22 protein-coding genes are annotated in these 18,690 nt (G+C 42.9%); 12 read left to right on the top strand and 10 right to left on the bottom strand.

Annotated elements, in window-relative coordinates; all coding sequences use genetic code 11:
* Positions 1-210: 210 nt before the first annotated feature.
* The 3 genes from GBN19_RS11815 to GBN19_RS11805 all read right to left on the bottom strand — a co-directional run bounded on the left by GBN19_RS11815 (position 211) and on the right by GBN19_RS11805 (position 2,972).
* On the bottom strand, positions 211-777 hold the full coding sequence (locus GBN19_RS11815; RefSeq protein ID WP_151778281.1) for a peroxiredoxin: 567 nt from the start codon (positions 775-777) through the stop codon (positions 211-213).
* A 94-nt stretch (positions 778-871) separates the two neighbouring features.
* On the bottom strand, positions 872-1,720 hold the full coding sequence (gene nadC / locus GBN19_RS11810) for a carboxylating nicotinate-nucleotide diphosphorylase (protein WP_151778280.1): 849 nt from the start codon (positions 1,718-1,720) through the stop codon (positions 872-874).
* Between the two features lie 301 nt (positions 1,721-2,021).
* Positions 2,022-2,972 (bottom strand): NUDIX hydrolase, encoded by a 951-nt coding sequence (locus GBN19_RS11805; RefSeq protein WP_151778279.1) that lies wholly within the window; start codon positions 2,970-2,972, stop codon positions 2,022-2,024.
* 271 nt (positions 2,973-3,243) lie between these two features.
* Between GBN19_RS11805 and nadA the strand changes: the two genes are divergently transcribed.
* From nadA to bioD, 7 genes are all read left to right on the top strand, one after another.
* Positions 3,244-4,398, top strand: coding sequence for a quinolinate synthase NadA (gene nadA, locus GBN19_RS11800; protein WP_171494481.1), 1,155 nt, complete (start codon positions 3,244-3,246; stop codon positions 4,396-4,398).
* Positions 4,373-5,944, top strand: a complete 1,572-nt coding sequence (gene nadB, locus GBN19_RS11795) for an L-aspartate oxidase (RefSeq protein ID WP_151778277.1) — start codon at positions 4,373-4,375, stop codon at positions 5,942-5,944. The genes nadA and nadB overlap by 26 nt, the downstream gene beginning before the upstream one ends.
* Positions 5,945-6,032: 88 nt before the next feature.
* Positions 6,033-6,761: an alpha/beta fold hydrolase gene (locus tag GBN19_RS11790; protein ID WP_151778276.1), complete on the top strand. Its 729-nt coding sequence runs from the start codon at positions 6,033-6,035 to the stop codon at positions 6,759-6,761.
* A gap of 80 nt (positions 6,762-6,841) precedes the next feature.
* Complete coding sequence (bioA, locus tag GBN19_RS11785; RefSeq protein ID WP_151778275.1) at positions 6,842-8,137, top strand: adenosylmethionine--8-amino-7-oxononanoate transaminase; 1,296 nt, start codon at positions 6,842-6,844, stop codon at positions 8,135-8,137.
* Complete coding sequence (locus GBN19_RS11780; RefSeq protein WP_151778274.1) at positions 8,124-9,281, top strand: 8-amino-7-oxononanoate synthase; 1,158 nt, start codon at positions 8,124-8,126, stop codon at positions 9,279-9,281. Before bioA ends, GBN19_RS11780 begins: the two co-directional genes overlap by 14 nt.
* Positions 9,272-10,048 (top strand): malonyl-ACP O-methyltransferase BioC, encoded by a 777-nt coding sequence (bioC, locus tag GBN19_RS11775; RefSeq protein WP_151778273.1) that lies wholly within the window; start codon positions 9,272-9,274, stop codon positions 10,046-10,048. The genes GBN19_RS11780 and bioC overlap by 10 nt, the downstream gene beginning before the upstream one ends.
* Positions 10,045-10,692, top strand: coding sequence for a dethiobiotin synthase (gene bioD / locus GBN19_RS11770; RefSeq protein ID WP_151778272.1), 648 nt, complete (start codon positions 10,045-10,047; stop codon positions 10,690-10,692). The genes bioC and bioD overlap by 4 nt, the downstream gene beginning before the upstream one ends.
* A gap of 63 nt (positions 10,693-10,755) precedes the next feature.
* On the opposite strand, the gene GBN19_RS16250 is transcribed toward bioD, so the two are convergent.
* The 7 genes from GBN19_RS16250 to GBN19_RS11740 all read right to left on the bottom strand — a co-directional run bounded on the left by GBN19_RS16250 (position 10,756) and on the right by GBN19_RS11740 (position 15,419).
* Entirely contained in the window at positions 10,756-10,881 is a 126-nt protein-coding gene (locus GBN19_RS16250) for a hypothetical protein (RefSeq protein ID WP_266095387.1), read from the bottom strand.
* 82 nt (positions 10,882-10,963) lie between these two features.
* On the bottom strand, positions 10,964-11,311 hold the full coding sequence (locus GBN19_RS11765; RefSeq protein ID WP_151778271.1) for a DUF2799 domain-containing protein: 348 nt from the start codon (positions 11,309-11,311) through the stop codon (positions 10,964-10,966).
* A 198-nt stretch (positions 11,312-11,509) separates the two neighbouring features.
* On the bottom strand, positions 11,510-12,460 hold the full coding sequence (rluB, locus tag GBN19_RS11760; protein WP_151778270.1) for a 23S rRNA pseudouridine(2605) synthase RluB: 951 nt from the start codon (positions 12,458-12,460) through the stop codon (positions 11,510-11,512).
* 42 nt (positions 12,461-12,502) lie between these two features.
* Positions 12,503-13,090 (bottom strand): SMC-Scp complex subunit ScpB, encoded by a 588-nt coding sequence (gene scpB, locus GBN19_RS11755; protein ID WP_151778269.1) that lies wholly within the window; start codon positions 13,088-13,090, stop codon positions 12,503-12,505.
* Positions 13,087-13,878 carry a segregation and condensation protein A gene (locus GBN19_RS11750; protein ID WP_151778268.1) on the bottom strand — a complete coding sequence of 264 codons (792 nt, stop codon included), beginning with the start codon at positions 13,876-13,878 and terminating at the stop codon, positions 13,087-13,089. The genes scpB and GBN19_RS11750 overlap by 4 nt, the downstream gene beginning before the upstream one ends.
* 175 nt (positions 13,879-14,053) lie before the next feature.
* Positions 14,054-14,671: an L-threonylcarbamoyladenylate synthase gene (locus GBN19_RS11745; RefSeq protein WP_151708903.1), complete on the bottom strand. Its 618-nt coding sequence runs from the start codon at positions 14,669-14,671 to the stop codon at positions 14,054-14,056.
* 85 nt (positions 14,672-14,756) lie between these two features.
* The gene (locus GBN19_RS11740) at positions 14,757-15,419 is read right to left on the bottom strand and encodes an elongation factor P hydroxylase (RefSeq protein ID WP_151778267.1); all 663 of its coding nucleotides are present in this window, start codon (positions 15,417-15,419) and stop codon (positions 14,757-14,759) included.
* A gap of 97 nt (positions 15,420-15,516) precedes the next feature.
* Here GBN19_RS11740 and GBN19_RS11735 point away from each other — a divergent pair, with 97 nt between their 5' ends.
* The 5 genes from GBN19_RS11735 (at position 15,517) to acpP (ending at position 18,529) form a co-directional block, all read left to right on the top strand.
* Positions 15,517-16,074, top strand: coding sequence for a YceD family protein (locus GBN19_RS11735; RefSeq protein WP_111895767.1), 558 nt, complete (start codon positions 15,517-15,519; stop codon positions 16,072-16,074).
* A 75-nt stretch (positions 16,075-16,149) separates the two neighbouring features.
* On the top strand, positions 16,150-16,332 hold the full coding sequence (rpmF, locus tag GBN19_RS11730; protein WP_151778266.1) for a 50S ribosomal protein L32: 183 nt from the start codon (positions 16,150-16,152) through the stop codon (positions 16,330-16,332).
* 156 nt (positions 16,333-16,488) lie between these two features.
* Positions 16,489-17,475 (top strand): ACP S-malonyltransferase, encoded by a 987-nt coding sequence (gene fabD / locus GBN19_RS11725; RefSeq protein WP_151778265.1) that lies wholly within the window; start codon positions 16,489-16,491, stop codon positions 17,473-17,475.
* On the top strand, positions 17,472-18,206 hold the full coding sequence (gene fabG, locus GBN19_RS11720; protein ID WP_111895770.1) for a 3-oxoacyl-ACP reductase FabG: 735 nt from the start codon (positions 17,472-17,474) through the stop codon (positions 18,204-18,206). Before fabD ends, fabG begins: the two co-directional genes overlap by 4 nt.
* Positions 18,207-18,292: 86 nt before the next feature.
* Positions 18,293-18,529, top strand: coding sequence for an acyl carrier protein (gene acpP, locus GBN19_RS11715; RefSeq protein WP_004750816.1), 237 nt, complete (start codon positions 18,293-18,295; stop codon positions 18,527-18,529).
* Positions 18,530-18,690 lie beyond the last annotated feature (161 nt).

Raw genomic sequence — 18,690 nt, 5'->3', positions numbered from 1 at the left:
TTCTGTCCAACATGGTGTACTTTAGCAAGTTGTTCAAAATCCTGTCGCACAACAGGTTTAATTAGCTCATAAAATACGGTATTCTGATGTGACAAAACCTGAATCCTGGTCGTTAAAGTGTTTGTTTACACTCATATTTTAACTGTTAGGACTCAGGTTTTTTTATTTAAAGCAAACTATGGGACAGCAATGGCCCGAAGGCTGCTTTTTTTATTGGCTAAACTTTTGAATATCTTGTAAAACCTGTACAGCATGGGTTTGTGTGTCTACACTGGTATAGTGATAAACAATCGTTCCTTTCGGGTCGATTAAAAAGCTTTCACGCTTGGCGATTTGAGTAAAACCTAAATTGCGTACAATCCCAAACAGTTTGGCAAGTTTATGTTGATCATCAGCCAAAATTGGAAAGGGAAGATTGAGCTTTTCTGAAAATTTTTGATGTGACTTCACATCATCAAGGCTGACACCCAAGACGACAGCATTGTTTTTAATAAATTGAGGATAAAGCGCTTTAAATTGATTGGCTTCTTGGGTACAGCCAGGTGAATTGTCTTTCGGGTAGAAATACAGGACAACCCATTGACCTTTGTATTGAGAAAGTTGGTGCCACTGACCTTGTTGATCTTGTAGTTTGAACGCGGGCGCTTTTTGTCCAACCCATTGCTTTTGAATTGCGGTGAGTAAATTGTCACTTTCTTTTTTGGCAAAAACGAAAGGACTGATGGTGATTAAGCCTGTAATAGTACAACTGGCCAAGAGTGCACGAAAGACGGTCATAATCTCACTCTAAATGACTTGATATCGTTCATTTTAGAGAATATGAGATAGCTTGCAACGCCTAAATTTTGTTACAAGCTATCCTGAATTTAAGCTAGACGTAATCTAAGCCAATATCCAAATAACGAGCACTGTGAGTCACATAACCAAGCGCCAAGAAATCGACCCCTGTTTCTGCAATGCTGGCTGCTGTTTCAGGGGTAATGCCACCCGAAGCTTCAGTTTGTGCTTTACCTTGACACATCGCGACGGCTGTACGCAATTGCTCTAGACTCATGTTGTCTAGAAGAACCAAAGACACGCCTTCTTTGAGAACTTCTTCAAGCTGCTCAAGGGTATCGACTTCAACTTCAACGGTAATCAAATGTCCTGCATAAGCTTTAGCACGTTGAATGGTTTGAGTAATGTCACCGCCTGCTAAAGCAATATGATTGTCTTTAATCAGAATGGCATCATCAAGACCCATACGGTGATTGCGACCACCGCCTACACGCACTGCATATTTTTGTACGTCGCGTAAACCAGGAATGGTTTTACGTGTACAGGTAATTTTTGCTGACGTATGGGAAATACTGCTTTGCAATTCATGGGTGGTGGTGGCAATGCCGCTTAAATGGGTTAAGAAATTTAAAGCGGTACGTTCAGCACTTAAAATGGCTTGTGCATTACCTTGAATACTTGCAATGATGCTGCCTTTTTCCAAGACATCACCATCTTGCAACTGTGCTTTAAACTCAATTGCTGGGTCCATAAGTGCAAAGGCAAGACGAGCCAGTTGAACACCACACACAATACCCGCTTCACGTGCAATGATATGTAATTCAGTGGTTTGCTGTGAATCAATGGTGGCTTCGGAGGTAATATCTCCGCGTCGTCCCAAGTCTTCCCTTAATGCGGATTGAACCAGTGGTTGAAGTAACACATCTGGCAATGCATAACGCATGACGAATCTCTCCAATATATGCTCAAACGGAGTATATATTGTTCACTATCCAACACGCAAATATTAATTTTTAGCACAAATACTGGGTATAAATTTTAACAATCGTGCTGATTTTGAGCAGAAGTAAAAAGATAGGATTGAGAATAGGGTGTTTTTATTTTAAATAAGAATATAAATTTCAATATCTTATGATTTATTTTCTGTGATTTTTGGTACGAGACTATCTGGATTTATATCCATTTTGAGTTAAATAGTAAATTGATCAATATTTACTATTTAACTTTTGATCAAAAACAGCAAATTAGTTGTTCATAATCGGGAGTTTGTAACCTGAAAGTAAACTTTCCTGATGCACATTTTTTTTGAAGCGATAAAGCTGTGCAGGGCGACCCCGTTCAGGAATCGCTTCTTTACCTGTCGGTTCAACTAGATTTTGGTTGTGAATCAGGCGGCGAAAATTCTGTTTGTGTAGCTCCACACCACTGAGTGCCTGAATACTTTGTTGTAATTGGTACAAAGTGAATTCGGGTGGCATTAATTCAAAAATCACAGGTCGGTACTGTAATTTAGAACGTAAACGTGACATGGCAGTGGCAAGAACACGACGATGGTGATTGTGCATGGCTTTGCCTGTAATGGATTCAGGCAGGCGGGCATCATAATACGGTGATTCAGCGATTAAGCCAGATTCATACATCAGTTCATAACGAAGCAGTGTGTTTTCTTCGAGCCATTCGTAGTTGGACAGTCCCCAACATAAATTCATACGTTGTTGACGTGCTTGGCGCAAGTAGACTGAGGCGGCAGAGTCCACCCAGTCTTGAATTTTAGGCAAAATTTGCTGGCAAACTTCTTCGGCATGTTTGCTGCGACGATCTTCCCATGGAAAATATTCATACCAATCGTGCCATTTTGCAGCCAGTTTTAGATTTTTCTCGTCGGCTTCTTTGACTAAACCTAAGTAACTAATATAAACCACAGGATGCTTTGAGTCTTGTGAACGCTTAATGTCAACGAAAGTGTAAAGCTGCTCCATATAGCCAAGCGGCTGCTCGGTTTGTTGTTGTACCCAAGTGCGTGCGCCTGCTTGAAGTGAGTGGTGAATTGGGGTGAGCGGCCCAAAAGGTAAAAGTGTGCCATCTTGAATCGTGAGTACCCGTGCGGAAAAGTTAGTCACCGCAATTAAAACCGCGACCAGTTCGGTTGCGGTTTCTTGAGAAGGGGAAGGTTCTAAATGGACATGTGACTGCATCTTTGGTCTTATGTTTGTTGCTATCGGGTTTATTGTATGAGAAATATTGGATGAAACAAAACCTTTACGTACATTCTCTACACGCTTTTGCTATATAAAAAATAAATACATAAACAACAGTCATTTAACATTATTTATGCTCTTTTTGAGCAAAAAGCGTTTGAATTTATATACTCACTATGAGCATAATTGCTCGGACAATCATCGTTGGAACGCCGTTATGAAGGAACATTTGGCTAGCTATCCTTATGAAAAGCCAAGCTTAGACTATATGCAGGCACATATTGAGTCAGCCGTTGATGCTCAGCAAAGCAATGCCTGTACGTTACATGAAGCATGGGCAAAGGTGCCAGCACCATTAAATGCGACAGAAATTCAGCAATACCAAGAAGAAATTCGTGAACTGTTGAAACAGCATAATGCGGTGATGGTGGCGCATTACTATGTTGAGCCTGAACTGCAAGACCTTGCACTCGCAACAGGGGGCATGGTGGGCGACTCACTCGAAATGGCGAAATTCTGTAAAAACCATCCTGCCGATACTTTACTGGTCGTGGGTGTGCGTTTTATGGGAGAAACTGCCAAGATTCTCAGCCCACAAAAAACTGTATTGATGCCAGATTTGGACGCCACTTGTTCTCTCGATTTGGGCTGTCCAGCCGATGAATTTAAACAATTTTGTGATGAACATCCTGACCGTACCGTGGTGGTTTATGCCAACACCAGTGCTGAAGTCAAAGCGCATGCAGACTGGGTGGTCACCTCGTCCATTGCGATTGAAATCGTTGAGCATTTACATAGCCAAGGCAAAAAAATTATTTGGGGGCCTGACCGTCATCTTGGGCAATATATCCAAGATAAAACAGGCGCAGACATGCTGCTTTGGCAAGGTTCATGTATCGTGCATAACGAGTTCAAAGGGATTGAGCTGACCCATTTAAAACAGCAGCATCCTAAAGCGATTGTTTTGGTACATCCTGAATCACCTGCTGAAGTAGTGGCACTTGCCGACGTGGTGGGTTCAACCAGTAAATTACTCAATGCAGCAGTGCAACGTCCAGAACAAGAATTTATTGTGGCGACTGATCAAGGTATTTTGCATGAAATGCAAAAACAAGCACCGCACAAAAAATTCTTTGCTGCACCGACTGCGGGGAATGGAGCGACTTGTAAATCCTGTGCTTTTTGCCCGTGGATGGCTATGAATGGTTTGGCAGCCTGCGCAAAAGTGCTGCGTGACCACAGTCAGGAAGTTCAACTTGATGCCGCGCTGATTGAAGAAGCGCGTGCACCAATTCAACGGATGTTAGATTTTTCAGAAGCCTATAAAAACTATCATCAACAGCATCAACAATTGGGTGCAGGTCTGGCTCAATTTCAACAATGGCTGGCAACACAACATGAAGCAAAATATTCAACATTATGATGTTTTAATTGTGGGCGCAGGCTTGGCGGGGCTTACCGTAGCACTGTCTTTGCCTGAACAGTTTAAAATTGCCCTATTGGCGAAGCAGGATTTAAACACCTGTTCCAGTAATATGGCACAAGGTGGCATCGCCGCGGTACTTGACCCGCAAGATACTGTCGATGAACATGTTCAAGATACGCTAGTCGCAGGTGCGGGATTGTGTCATGTGGAAAATACCACGCACATTCTATCGCATGCGGCGCAAGCGATTGACTGGCTCTGCCAGTTTGGCGTGCCATTTACCTACCACGATCAAAACTTGCATTTGACCCGTGAAGGTGGACATGGGCAGCGTCGTATTGTGCATGCTGCCGATCATACAGGTTGGTCGGTTACCCAGACTTTGCAACAGCAACTCGCACAAAAACACAATGTCACCTGTTTAACTGAGCATCGTTTACAACAGCTTTATGTAGAAGATCAGCGCTGCTATGGGGCTGAACTTAAAGATGCAGCGCAACAGTCGGTACAAGTTTTTGCTAAATATGTGATTTTAGCGACTGGCGGCACAGGTCAGCTATTTGAACTCACCACCAATCCTGAAACTTCTACAGGTGATGGTGTGGCACTGGCATGGCAGGCAGGTTGTCGCGTTGCCAATCTGGAATTTATCCAGTTTCATCCAACAGCATTGGCGCTGAAAGGTAGTAAAACATTCCTGATTTCTGAAGCCTTGCGCGGTGAAGGTGGTATCTTGCGTAATCAGCAGGGCGAGCGTTTTATGCCTGCCTATGATGAGCGCTTAGAACTTGCGCCACGCGATATTGTGGCGCGTGCGATTGCCGATCAAATTCAGAAACAGCAACAACAGCCTGTTTTGCTGGATATGACCCATTTGGAAAAAGCCTTTATTACCGAGCATTTTCCTTCGATTTATCAGCATTGTCTTGAACAAGGTTTGGACATCAGTCAGCAACCGATTCCAGTTGCACCTGCCGCGCATTATGCCTGTGGTGGTGTATTAACCGATGCGATTGGGCACACCGATCTTGAAAATCTGTTTGCAATTGGCGAAGTGTCCTGTACAGGTTTACATGGCGCGAACCGTTTAGCCAGTAATTCATTGCTTGAATGTATGGTGATGGGGCGTGATGTTGCACAAGCGATTGTCCAGCAAGATGAATGGCAAGTTCCAAAATCTGAAGCAAAACTGGTACAGCCAAATTTCACTGCGGTTGCTACCCAGTTTGAACTGGAAGATGATTTTGATGTTGCGCGATTACAGCAGAAAATGACCCAGTATTTTGGCATTCAGCGTGATTTTGCAGGCATGCAGTATTTGTATGCACAGCTCAATCACTGGTGGCTGATGACTGAGCAGCAATATCCAATGCTTTTGACTGCAATGCTCATGGTGCATAGTGCGCTGCAACGTCAGGAAAGTCGCGGAACGCATTTCAATCGTGACTGTCCGCGAACCTTGCCAGAGGCAGAAATGAGCGTGATTGCTGCGCCTGCACAGCAAGCCGTATCACAGTCAGAGGCAACCTCTTTAGTGTGTTAGTCACGCTAAAAATGGTAGATCTTGCACATCGATCATAAATGCTTTGTCTTATACTGCTAAGCACAGAGTTGTAGTTGAGAACAGGGCGATGCCAAAGAAAATCTTGCTGATTACTGGATGGGGTGTGGGAACTGCGCCCCTGATGCCATTGCAGCAGGCATTGCAGCAAGTTGGGCATCGGGTTGAACTGGTGGATATTTTTGACTGGTTTGACCCCATTCAAAAACAACAGATGCTTTCCCGTGTTGCCGAAGTTGATGTGGTGATTGGTTGGTCACTCGGTGGGCAATTGGCGTTGCTGCTGGTCGATGTTTATCAACAACTCACAGGACAGCACAAAACACTGATTAACTTAGCCAGTAATCCCTGCTTTGTGGCACAAGAAAACTGGCCTTGTGCCATGCCTGAAACTGAATTTTCTCAATTTTTCCAAGCCTTTCAGCAACATCCTCAAGCAACACTCAAACGTTTTTATCTGAATATTTGCCGTGGTGATGCACAGGCGAAACAGCATTGGCTGAACTTACAAAATAGTGCAAATCCACCTGATCATGCGCTTTTAATGCAAGGCTTGATCATGCTGCGTGATTTAAACTTGGCAGACAAATGGTTGGAATTTGCCAATTCAGCTTATTTTATCTTTGCTGAGCAAGATGTAGTCATTCCTTGCCAGATTTTGCAAAAAGCCCCTGATATTACGGTTGAAGCTGCCCATATTGTGATGCTGGAAAATCTGAGTCATGCCTTTCCTGTGACTCATCCTGAACTGACTGCTGAGCAAATTGGTCAATGGGTGACTGAAGCATCGTTTGTTTGAATTTGACTGATCTGGCAATCGCATCCATGTTAAAAACGGATTAAGATTGGCGACATTGAGGTTAAAAAGGCGGTATTTGGATGACGGATTTATTTGATGCAGAACATATATGGCATCCATATACATCAATGATTAATCCATTACCCACATTTAAGGTGAAGCAGGCATTCGCCTCGACCATTGAGCTTGAAGATGGTCGCCAACTCATCGATGGGATGTCGTCTTGGTGGTGTGCGATTCATGGCTATAATCATCCTGTCCTGAATCAGGCAGTGACTGATCAGTTGCAACGCATGTCACATATCATGTTTGGTGGATTTACCCATGATCCTGCGATTGAACTGGGTAAGGCACTGCTTGAAATTGTGCCACCATCACTCGATAAAATTTTCTATGCAGACTCAGGTTCGGTGTCGGTTGAAGTTGCATTGAAAATGGCCGTGCAATACTGGACAGCACAAGGGCAGCAGCAAAAGACCAATTTTATTACCACGCGTTCGGGTTATCACGGCGATACATGGAATGCTATGTCGGTGTGTGACCCTGTGACAGGTATGCATCAGATTTTTGGCTCATGTTTGCCGATTCGTTATTTTGTCCCTGCACCGCAAAGCCGTTTTGACGGTGAATGGAATCCAGAAGATATTGCTGAACTGGCAAAAACCTTAGAACAACAGCATCAAAATATTGCGGCACTGATTATTGAGCCGATTGTGCAAGGTGCGGGCGGGATGCGTTTTTATCATCCTGAATATTTGCGCCAAGCCAAACTGCTTTGTGAAAAATACAATATTTTGCTGATTTTTGATGAAATCGCGACAGGTTTTGGCCGTACAGGCAAGCTCTTTGCATGGGAACATGCGGGGGTTGAACCTGACATCATGTGTATTGGTAAAGGTCTGACGGGTGGTTACATGACACTGGCAGCGACTTTAACCACGCGACATGTAGCAGAAACTATTTCCAAAGGTGAAGCAGGCGTGTTTATGCATGGCCCAACCTTCATGGCAAATCCACTCGCATGTGCTGTGGCAGTCGCCAGCACCAAGTTGCTGTTGTCGCAAGACTGGCAAGCCAATATTCAGCGTATTGAACAGCATCTCACTCAAGGTTTAGCGCCACTTGCTGACTTGGAGCATGTGGCTGATGTTCGTGTACTCGGTGCAATTGGTGTGGTGGAACTGACAGAAGCGGTCAATATGGCAAGCCTGCAACAGCAATTTGTCGCACGTGGGATTTGGGTGCGTCCATTTGGCAAACTAGTCTATGTCATGCCGCCGTATGTGATTCGCCCCGAAGAATTAGAAATTTTATTACGTGAACTTAAAGCGGTGGTCGCAGCAATAACCTCAGGAGAAGCGCATGTCACTGCTTGAACACTATGCAGCACAGCTTGATCAATTAAAACAACAAGGCAACTATCGCCAGTTTACTGAAAACCGCCAGCACGGACAGTACATCGAAATTGCAGGGCAGCAGATGCTGAACCTGTCATCGAATGACTATTTGGGACTTGCTGCAGAAGTGAGTTTACGCGAGCAGTTTTTTGCCCAGTATCCAGTGGCAGAGTGCTACTTGAGTAGTTCATCTTCGCGTTTGCTGACAGGAAATTTCCCTGAATATGCCGACTTGGAGCAAAGTCTTTCGCAAGCGTTTGCTAGGCGCGCAGCGTTATTGTTCAATAGTGGTTATCACATGAATGTCGGGATTTTACCTGCGGTTACGGATAGTAAAACCCTGATTTTGGCAGATAAATTAGTTCATGCCAGTATGATTGATGGTATTCGTTTGAGTGCTGCCAAATATGTGCGTTATCGCCATAATGATTTGCAACATTTACACAGCTTGCTTGAAAAATACCACGATGATACCGAGCTTGATCGGATTATCGTGGTGACTGAAAGTATTTTCAGTATGGATGGTGATGAAACTGATCTCACCGCACTGGTGGCGATTAAACATCAATTCGCAAAAGTTATGCTGTATGTTGATGAAGCGCATGCGATTGGTGTGCGTGGTGAACGTGGCTTGGGCTGTGCAGAACAGCATCAATGTATTGAAGAAATTGATTTCTTGGTCGGTACATTTGGCAAAGCGATTGCTTCAGTCGGTGGTTATTTGCTGTGTGATCCAATCATTAAAGCTTATCTGATCAATAGCATGCGCCCGCTGATTTTTAGTACCGCTTTGCCACCTGTGAATATTGCATGGACGAAATTTATTTTTGAACATATGCAAGGTTTAACGGCTGAGCGTCAGCATTTGGCACAGACCAGTCATTATTTACAGCAACAAGTCTTGGCACGTGGTTATGACAGCCCATCGACCACGCATATTGTGCCGATTGTAATTGGTGCGAGTGATCAAGCTGTGGCAAAAGCAAAAGACTTACAGCAACATGGTTTTTATGTGATGCCTGTGCGCCCGCCAACAGTTCCGAAAAATGCTGCACGGTTACGGATATCGCTGACGGCGCAAACCCAGCAAGATGCGCTAGAAGTCTTGGTACAATGGTTGTGAATCAAATGAGTTCACTCGATAAAAGCGTGATCCAGCAGCGTTTTGCTAAAGCACGTGAAACCTATACGCTGCAAGCGGTGGCACAGCAGCAGATCTGTGAGCATCTTGCTCAGTTGATGCAGCAGTTTTGTCCTGAACAATTGTCCCGTATTTTTGAAATCGGCTGTGGTTCAGGGACATTGACCCATCTGTTGCAACAGCAGTTTGCTGTGCAGCGTTATGTGGTGAATGACCTGTATGCTGAAGTGATGGAGTTTTTTCCTGAACAACAGGTCGAATTTTGTATTGGCGATGCTGAAAAGATAGCATTTCCAAATCAACTTTCAGCAGTGGTCTCAAGCTCAGCATTGCAATGGATGCAGGATTTATCGGCGGTTTTTGCCAAAATCCATGCAGCGCTCAATGCCCAAGGTTGGTTGTGTTTTTCAACTTTTGGCTCACAGAATTTATGCCAAATCAAAGAATTGATCGGGCAAGGCTTGGATTACTTACCTCTCGAACAGTTGCAAAGCCTGCTTGAGCAACAAGGTTTTGAAGTGGTACATGCTGAACAGGAACTGATTGAACTTGAGTTTGCCCAACCGCGCGATGTATTGAAGCATCTGAAAGCTACAGGCGTGACGGCAACCAATCGTGACTTTTCATGGACTAAGCAACGTTTGCAACAGTTTTATGCTGACTATGCAGCGCTTAAAGCAGTGCAGTCCAAGCAGCAGTATCCACTGACTTATCATCCAATTTATATCATTGCTCGGAGGTTGACATGAGCGCCCAAGTTTATTTTATCAGTGGTATCGATACAGGAATTGGGAAAACCTTCGCCACGGGATTTTTGGCAAAAACCTTGGCAGAGCAGCAGCAAAAAGTCATTACTCAAAAGCTGATTCAAACAGGTAATGTTGATGTTTCTGAAGATCTGGAAAAGCATCGTGAAATCATGGCAACAGGTTGGCTGCCAGAAGATCATGAAAAGCTGACCATGCCTGAAATTTTTACTTATCCTGCATCGCCGCATTTGGCGAGTGAGCTGGATGGGCGTGAGATTGATTTTGCAAAAATCAATGCAGCAACTGAAACTTTAGCTCAGCGCTATGATGTAGTTTTGCTTGAGGGCGCGGGTGGTTTAATGGTGCCTTTGACTCGTCGTTTGCTGACCATCGATTTTGTGAAACAGCAGAATTATCCTGTGATTTTAGTGTCTTCTGGTCGTTTAGGCAGTATTAATCATACTTTGCTGAGCCTTGAAGCATTAAAAGCCCGTCAAATTCCATTATATGCCTTGGCTTATAACCTGAATGATGACTCACAAGATGAAGTGATTGCTCAAGATACTCAGCAATTACTCAAAGCGTATTTGGCAGAACATTTCCCAGAAGCCTTATGGATTGATGTGCCTGTTTTAGCGGCTTGATGCTAAAAATAGCCTGTATAAAAAGATGAGTTTTATGGCTCATCTTTTTTTATGGGCTAAACTTTAATTCCAGTGATTGATTTGCATTAGAGCTTCAACTTGCTGTTGAGCAATTTCGAGGTTGTGTTGAGCATCCGCTAGGTTTTGTTGCACATCCATTTGATCAAAATTGCCTGAGGTACTACTCATGCTACTACTATGGCTATGGTAACTTGAGTCTGAAGATTGGTGGCTAGAATGATTGCCTTGTTTGGCTTGATTGCGCTCTAAATCACGCAGTTGTTTTTTTGCTATAAAAATACTGGTGTCCAACTTGATAGATTGGAGCAAGTACTGTTTGTTGTTCTGTCGGGCAGTTCTGGTAATTGTTATCGCCTTTTAAACTGACATCTAAAATATGCTTTGGTTGGCAGAATTGACTCAAACCTGCTTGATAAGCTTGTAAATATTGATTTTTTTGTTCGTCATTCTGAATGTGTTGCAAACGTGGGCGAATCCCTTTAAGACCATCTTGTTCACCTCGTTGAGCGAGGTTGTGTGAATGTTCATTAGGCATGCTGCTACAGCCTGTGAGTAAGATCAGACTGCTTAAGCAGCTAAAGCAAAAAAATTTAAGCATGAAATTATCCTTATAGTGAGACCTACTGCAAAAGTGTGGCTCATTGTAATGTAAATAATTATCATTTACTAATTCGGATAATTGAAATTGATTTTTAGTTATTTTAGAAATAATAGATTATTTAAATTGAAGTATTGAAAATAGCGAGGAGAGAAGACCTTTATGCCTCAAGCTGAGACATAAAGGTAAAACAAAGAATTAGAACTTTTTGAAGCTCTTGCCTTGACCAGCAGGTCGGCGTTGTTGTTGACCATTCCCGTTACCAAAACCAGAATTGTTTTGTGGTTGCTGTGGGCTGTCGCTGTCACGACGCTGTTGACGGAGGAAACCACCACGACGTGCTGACATTGGTTTTTCGGTCATACGTTCAGCACGACGCTTTGCCATACCAAATAAGCCAGTACCTTGACGTGGTTTGAGTTCAACCAATTTCACCAAGTTGTCGATATCTTGTTTATCAAGCTCTGTCCAACGACCTGTACGTAATTCGCGAGGTAAGGTAATTGAACCATAGCGAGTACGTAACAGACGGCTCACTTTCAAACCTTGCGATTCAAACAAACGACGGACTTCACGGTTACGTCCTTCTTTCACCACAACTTGATACCAGCGGTTAATCCCTTCACCACCCAAGTCTGAGAAAGATTCAAATTTTGCAGGGCCGTCATCCAGTGTGACACCTTTCAGCAAAGTGTTGCGCATTTGAGGCGTCACTTCACCCATCACACGTACGGCATATTCACGTTCAATTTCATTTGAAGGGTGCATCAAACGGTTGGCAAGTTCACCATCGTTTGTGAATAGCAATAAGCCTGTACTGTTAATATCTAGACGACCGACCATAACCCAGCGGTCATTGGAAATTTGCGGTAAATTGTCAAATACAGTCGGGCGTTTTTCTGGATCGTTACGCGAACAGATTTCACCTTCTGGTTTGTAGTAAACCAAGACGCGGCGACGGATTTCATCTTCCACTTGAAACTGAACTTTACGTCCATCAATACGGAGTTCATCTGTCGGTTCAATACGCTCACCCACTTGGGCAATTTTACCATTCACACTTACACGACCAGCGGCAATGACTTCTTCCATATAACGGCGAGAACCCAAACCAATACGCGCTAAAACTTTCTGTAGTTTTTCACTCATGACAGCATAACCTTAGAATTAATCAATCAACAGTCCACCTATTCACGACTTTGCTGCTTGGGCATCAAGTGTCATGAAAGCTTCCTTGGCATCCTGCAGGGGAGGCAACTGGCTTAGCGAAGCTAAACCAAAAGCGTTTAAAAATTGGGGCGTTGTAATCAACAGCGCCGGTCGTCCAGGGAGTTCACGAAAACCAGATTCTTTAATCCAGTTAAAGTCAAATAATGTACGCAAAATCTGACTGTTATTGGTCACTCCGCGAATTTGTTCAATATCTGCGCGAGTCACAGGTTGGTGGTAGGCCACCACCGCCAGTGTTTCAAGCAGAGAGGGTGATAATCGTGTTGGTCGTTCAGGCCAAGTTTGAGTAATCACCTGTCGATATTTGGCACGGACTTGGAAACGAAAGCCCTGTGCAGTTTCAATCAGTTCAATCGAACGACCATGTTGTAATACAGCAAGTTGCTGTAAAAACTGTCGTAATTGTTGTTTAGTATATTGATCCTGAAATGCTTCTTTTAAGCGAGCGATGGAAACAGGTGCGTCGCTCGCGAAAATAATCGCTTCAAGTTGCATTAGCACTTCATGATGCAACTCATCAATCGACATGCTCATATTTTCAATGGTCATGCAGTTGCCCCTTGGATCGCAAGCGGTGCTTCAATGCCTGTAGCAACAATCTGGATTTTTTGTTGGCGTGTTAGCTCTAAAATCGCCATAAAGGTCACCACCATGCCCATTTTACCTTGGCTTGGTTTGAGTAGTGCTGAGAAGTCAAGGATTTCACCCGACTGAATTAACTGTTCAATATAAGCAATGCGTTCTTCGAGCAAAACAGGCTCTTGCTTCACCTGATGAATCACAGGTTCGGGGCGATTAAAGACACAAAATAAAGCATCTTTAAGTAAATCAGCGCTATAGCCTTCATAAACAGCCGTACTCTGACCTAAGTTGACATTGATATTAAAGGTGTCACGCTCAAGAATAGAAAACTGACCAAGCTGCTCGGCTGCTTTTTTAATCCGTAAATAGGTTTCTAAACGGTCAATCAGTTGTTGTTTCGGATCTTTTTCGAGTTCGATATGTTTTGGTTTTGGTAGTAACAGGCGAGATTTGAGATCTGCCAATAAGGCAGCCATCACCATGTAATCTGCGGTTAACTCAATATTCAGTGACTTCATTGCATCCATATATTGCAAGTATTGGCTAGCAATCGGAGCGATATCGAGTTGTAGCAGATCAAAGCCGTTTTTTTGAATCAGGTAAATTAAAAAGTCGAGTGGTCCCTCGAAGTGATCGAGTAAAATTTCGAAAGCAGAAGGAGGAATATATAAATCTTCAGGAATGGTCTCCTGCCATTCATCCAATACACGGATGTGTGGAGCAGATTCCATAACGGAGTGAAGCACTTGATTCATTACAATATTAGGCCACGCGAATTTTCAAAGGCATGAAGTTCTACAGCTTGAAAAAAAGCAGAAGAGAAATAAATTCCAATTCTGCTAAAGATGAATATTTTATGACATTCGCAGATCGAATGAAATGAAAATAAGCAATATTTCCGATAAAAATGATAAAAGGTTAAATCAGTCGCTATTCAAACATACTGACATCCCCGATACCTCGACGAATCACGACAGGCGAATCTCCAGATAAATCGACAATACTGGTTGTGGTGAGCGTACCAAAACCGCCATCAATAAACACATCAATGCGTTTACCGAGTTGCATTTCAATATCATACGGATCATCGAGAGGATCACTTTGATCGGGAAGGATGAGTGTACTGGTTAATAGCGGTTCACCAAGTTCCTTGAGTAACATTTGACAGATTGGGTTACTGGGAACACGTAAGCCAATGGTTTTTTTCTTTGGATGCATTAAACGGCGAGGGACTTCACTGGTCGCAGTCAAAATATAGGTGGTAATGGCTGGAGTATTGGCCTTGAGTAGACGATAAGTTGCATTATCGACTTTCGCAAAAGTCGCAATATCGGACAAATCACTGCAAATAATCGCGTACTGATGTTTATTGCCCAAGTTACGAATTTGTGCAATTCGTTCCATAGCACTTTTATTTCCGATTTGACAGCCAATCGCATAAGCGGCATCGGTTGGGTAGACGACAACATCGCCTGCACGAATTCGCTCAACCGCCTGTTGAATAAGTCGCGGTTGCGGATTTTCTGGATGAATTCGTAAGTGAAGCATGGTTGCTCTCCGAAGTGCTACGCTTGCTTATATTATGGAACGATTGCATATAAAGGTGCAATGTTGTTTGTTATTCAATGGATTTTTAATCTAACATTTCGCGACAAAACTCATCTGCATGTAAACTTTTGCCATTGCGTGTGTATAAACAGATACACGCAATAAAATGTGCGGCATCTCGTGGCAAACGTGCTTCACCAGAAAAATAGCGTTGTACCTGAGCATAGACATTGTCTTTAAACTGGCAACCATCTCCGCCATCACCCGTTAGATTATCGAGTGAAACCCGAAATTTCCGACCAAAGGCAACGGCAAATAACCATTCAATGGCTTGAGGGATGATTTCAACCTGTTCAAACAAGTTTTGTTGTTCTTGAGTGCGACCATCAGGCGCATACCAGTAACCTAAATCTGGCAGTAGCCGACGCTTTGCCCCTGCAATCGTCCAGTGACTGATCTCATGTAGCGCACTGTTAAAAAAACCGTGGGCAAACTGAATTTTGGCAGGACTATCTGGGGTTGCTGGAAAATATTCAGGTTCATCACCACCTTTGAATAAAATCACATTGTGGTGGGAAAACCACTGATTAAAGTGTAAGATGAGCCAGTCAACATGTTCAGTTTCTGTCTGTAAATTCGCCCATGCCAAACGTTGCACTTGGTCTGGTGAAATGTCAAAATGAACAGTTGAAAGTGTGCTAACAAGTGATTTTTTATTCACTTCTGTTTGCGGCTGCAACAGATGCATGACTGTGTTACCCAAAATGGTCTGTCTAAATAAGTACAAAATTGTATCTTAATCTTTGACAGAGTACTGATGAATTTGTAGAATTGCCGCCTTAATTATGTCAGCAAATACCTTTCCGGCACAGATTGAGCCGTTTAAATGGGCTGAACAAGGCTTTACATGGTCAGGTACCCTGCCATTGTCTCGCTTTGCTCGTATTGCCCGTGAAGCTGTTGGATCAATTGATGATCAATTGATTAACATAGACTGTAAGCTATCAATGGATGCGTATCATCGCATTGTATGGTTAGATGGTCACGTTGAAACGACTGTTCCAATGGAATGTCAGCGTTGTTTAGACGCGGTTAATATTGAACTCGTTTCAGATTTTCATCTAGCTCTAGTGGATGATGAGTCACTGATAGAGCGCTTGGATGAGGAAGCTGATTTCATCGTCTTAGGTGAAAGTGAAGCAACGACGAAAGGTAGCTATGATGCGCCTGCGACTGCTGATTTACTTTCTCTGATAGAAGATGAATTGTTATTGTTGATGCCTTTGTCTCCTAAGCATGATGCTTGTGAACATAAGCACCAACCTGCCATTGAAGAGCTTGTTGAAGAGAAGCGGGATAACCCGTTTGATGTTTTGGCAAGTTTGAAGGGTAAACTTAACTAATTTTTGTGTTATACTCTTGCGTATAAGACAATTGAATTTGTTCTGATCCATATTTTCGATTTGTAAGGAGCCATCATGGCCGTTCAGCAAAACCGTAAAAGTCGCTCTCGCCGTGACATGCGCCGTTCACATGACGCTTTAACTGAGAATGCATTAACTGTAGACCAAACTACTGGTGAGACTCATCGTCGTCACCACGTAACTAAAGACGGTTTATACCGTGGTCGCCAATTATTCGCTAAAGCATCTGCTGAATAATCGGTTTGCATTAAGCCTTGGGCTTAGTGAGAAAAAGGGAAGCGAAAGCTTCCCTTTTTTATTGAAGTAAATGTTGTATTTGGCAATTAAAAATCGTGAAATTTAATGTTAAATTGCAGAACCGAACTTCAATAGAAGACAAAAAAGGACTCTTATATGTCTGCTAAACGACTCGAGCAAGTGGTTCAAGCAACTAAAACTGCATTTGTGTTTCCTGGTCAAGGCTCACAGAAAGTCGGCATGCTCGCCGAAATCGCAGAGCAGTTTAGTGGTGTTCAAGACACTTTTGCAGAAGCTTCTGAGGCATTAGGTTTTGACTTGTGGCATATTGCTCAAACAGGTGAAGGTTTAGATCAAACAGAAAATACTCAACCTGTATTGTTAACAGCAAGTATTGCATTGTGGCGCACTTGGCTGGATTTAGGTGGTGTTGCACCTAAATATTTAGCAGGTCACTCATTGGGTGAATACAGCGCATTGGTTGCTGCTGAATCAATGACTTTGGCAGATGCTGTGAAATTGGTGAATTTGCGCGGTAAGTTGATGCAAAGTGCCGTTCCTCAAGGTGAGGGTGCAATGGCAGCAATTTTAGGCTTGGCAGATGATCAAGTTGTTGCACTTTGCCAACAAGCAAGTGCTGGTGCAACAGGTTCAGTTGAAGCGGCGAACTATAATTCTCAAGGTCAGGTTGTTATTGCGGGTACAACAGCGCTTGTACAAGCCGTGATGGCAGAAGCAAAAGCACAAAATGGCAAGGCAATTGCATTACCTGTATCTGTACCATCACATTGTTCTTTAATGAAACCTGCTGCTGAACAATTCGCACAGGCTTTGGAACAAACTGCCATTGAGCTACCCCGTATTCCTGTAATACAAAATGTAAATGCTCAGGCAGCAACAGATGTTGCAGCTGTGCGTCAAGCTTTAACTGCACAATTGTATCAGTCTGTGCAATGGACGAAGACCATGCAGTATCTACAAGATCAAGGCATTGGTTATATTGTTGAATGTGGTCCAGGTACAGTGCTGAGCAATTTGGCTAAACGTTTACCAAATATTGAAAAAACATTTGCGATTGACAGTAAAAGTCGCATTGAAGATGCCCTAAGTGCTGTTTTAGTGGCAGAAGGAAAAATTGTATGACACAAGAACGAAAAGTTGCATTAGTTACAGGCGCAAGTCGCGGTATTGGTGCTGCGATTGCGCAACAACTGATTCAAGACGGTTTTTTTGTGGTAGGTACAGCGACTTCTGAATCTGGCGCAGAGAAATTGACTCAGCAATTTGCAGACAACGGTACAGGTGCTGTACTTGATGTGCGTAATGCTGAAGCGATTGAGCAATTGGTTTCTGATATTGAGCAAAAGTATGGTTCAGTATTGGTATTGGTGAACAATGCGGGTATTACGCGTGATAACTTGTTACTACGCATGTCAGAAGATGACTGGGATGATATTTTAAATATTCATTTAAAAGCAGTTTATCGTTTATCTAAACGTGTATTGAAAGGTATGACTCGTGCACGTTTTGGTCGCATTATTAACATCAGTTCTGTAGTTGCACATTTTGCAAACCCAGGTCAGGCAAACTATTCTGCTGCTAAAGCAGGGATTGAAGCGTTCAGTCGCAGTCTGGCAAAAGAAATGGGTAGTCGTCAAATTACGGTGAACTGTGTAGCACCAGGCTTTATTGCAACTGAGATGACTGATCAGTTAAGTGAAGAAATTCGTAAGAAAATGAGTGAGCAAGTTGCACTTGGTCGTCTAGGCGAACCTCAAGACATCGCAAATGCGGTCAGCTTCCTTGCGAGTGATAAATCCAGTTACATTACAGGTAATGTATTACATGTAAATGGTGGGTTGTATATGGCTTAATCCTAAGCTATTAAACTTTTAAATTTTTTTATATTCAATTACACTAACGGCATTAAAAAACGCCACGAGCAATGAGGAGAATTCCTGTGAGCGATATCGAACAACGCGTTAAGCAAGCAGTCGCTGAACAATTAGGTTTACGTGCTGAAGAAATCAAAAACGAAGCATCTTTCACAGATGATTTGGGTGCGGATTCTTTAGACCTAGTTGAACTTGTTATGTCTTTCGAAAATGACTTCGACATCACGATTCCTGATGAAGATTCAAACGAAATCACAACTGTTCAATCAGCGATTGACTATGTAACTAAAAAACTTGGTTAATTAGTTACAGATGTGGAAAAGCCGCTTTTATAGCGTAATGCCAGTCAGTTAAGCAAAAAAAGATAAATTGCTGTAAAAATGAGTGTATGCAAATACACTCATTTTTTTATGAATTTATCACATCATTTAGATTTAACACGCCAACAAACATTACCCTCACT

This window comes from Acinetobacter brisouii (assembly GCF_008993995.1).
Taxonomy (GTDB): Bacteria; Pseudomonadota; Gammaproteobacteria; order Pseudomonadales; family Moraxellaceae; genus Acinetobacter; species Acinetobacter brisouii_A.
This window is presented reverse-complemented; position numbering and strand designations above follow the sequence as displayed.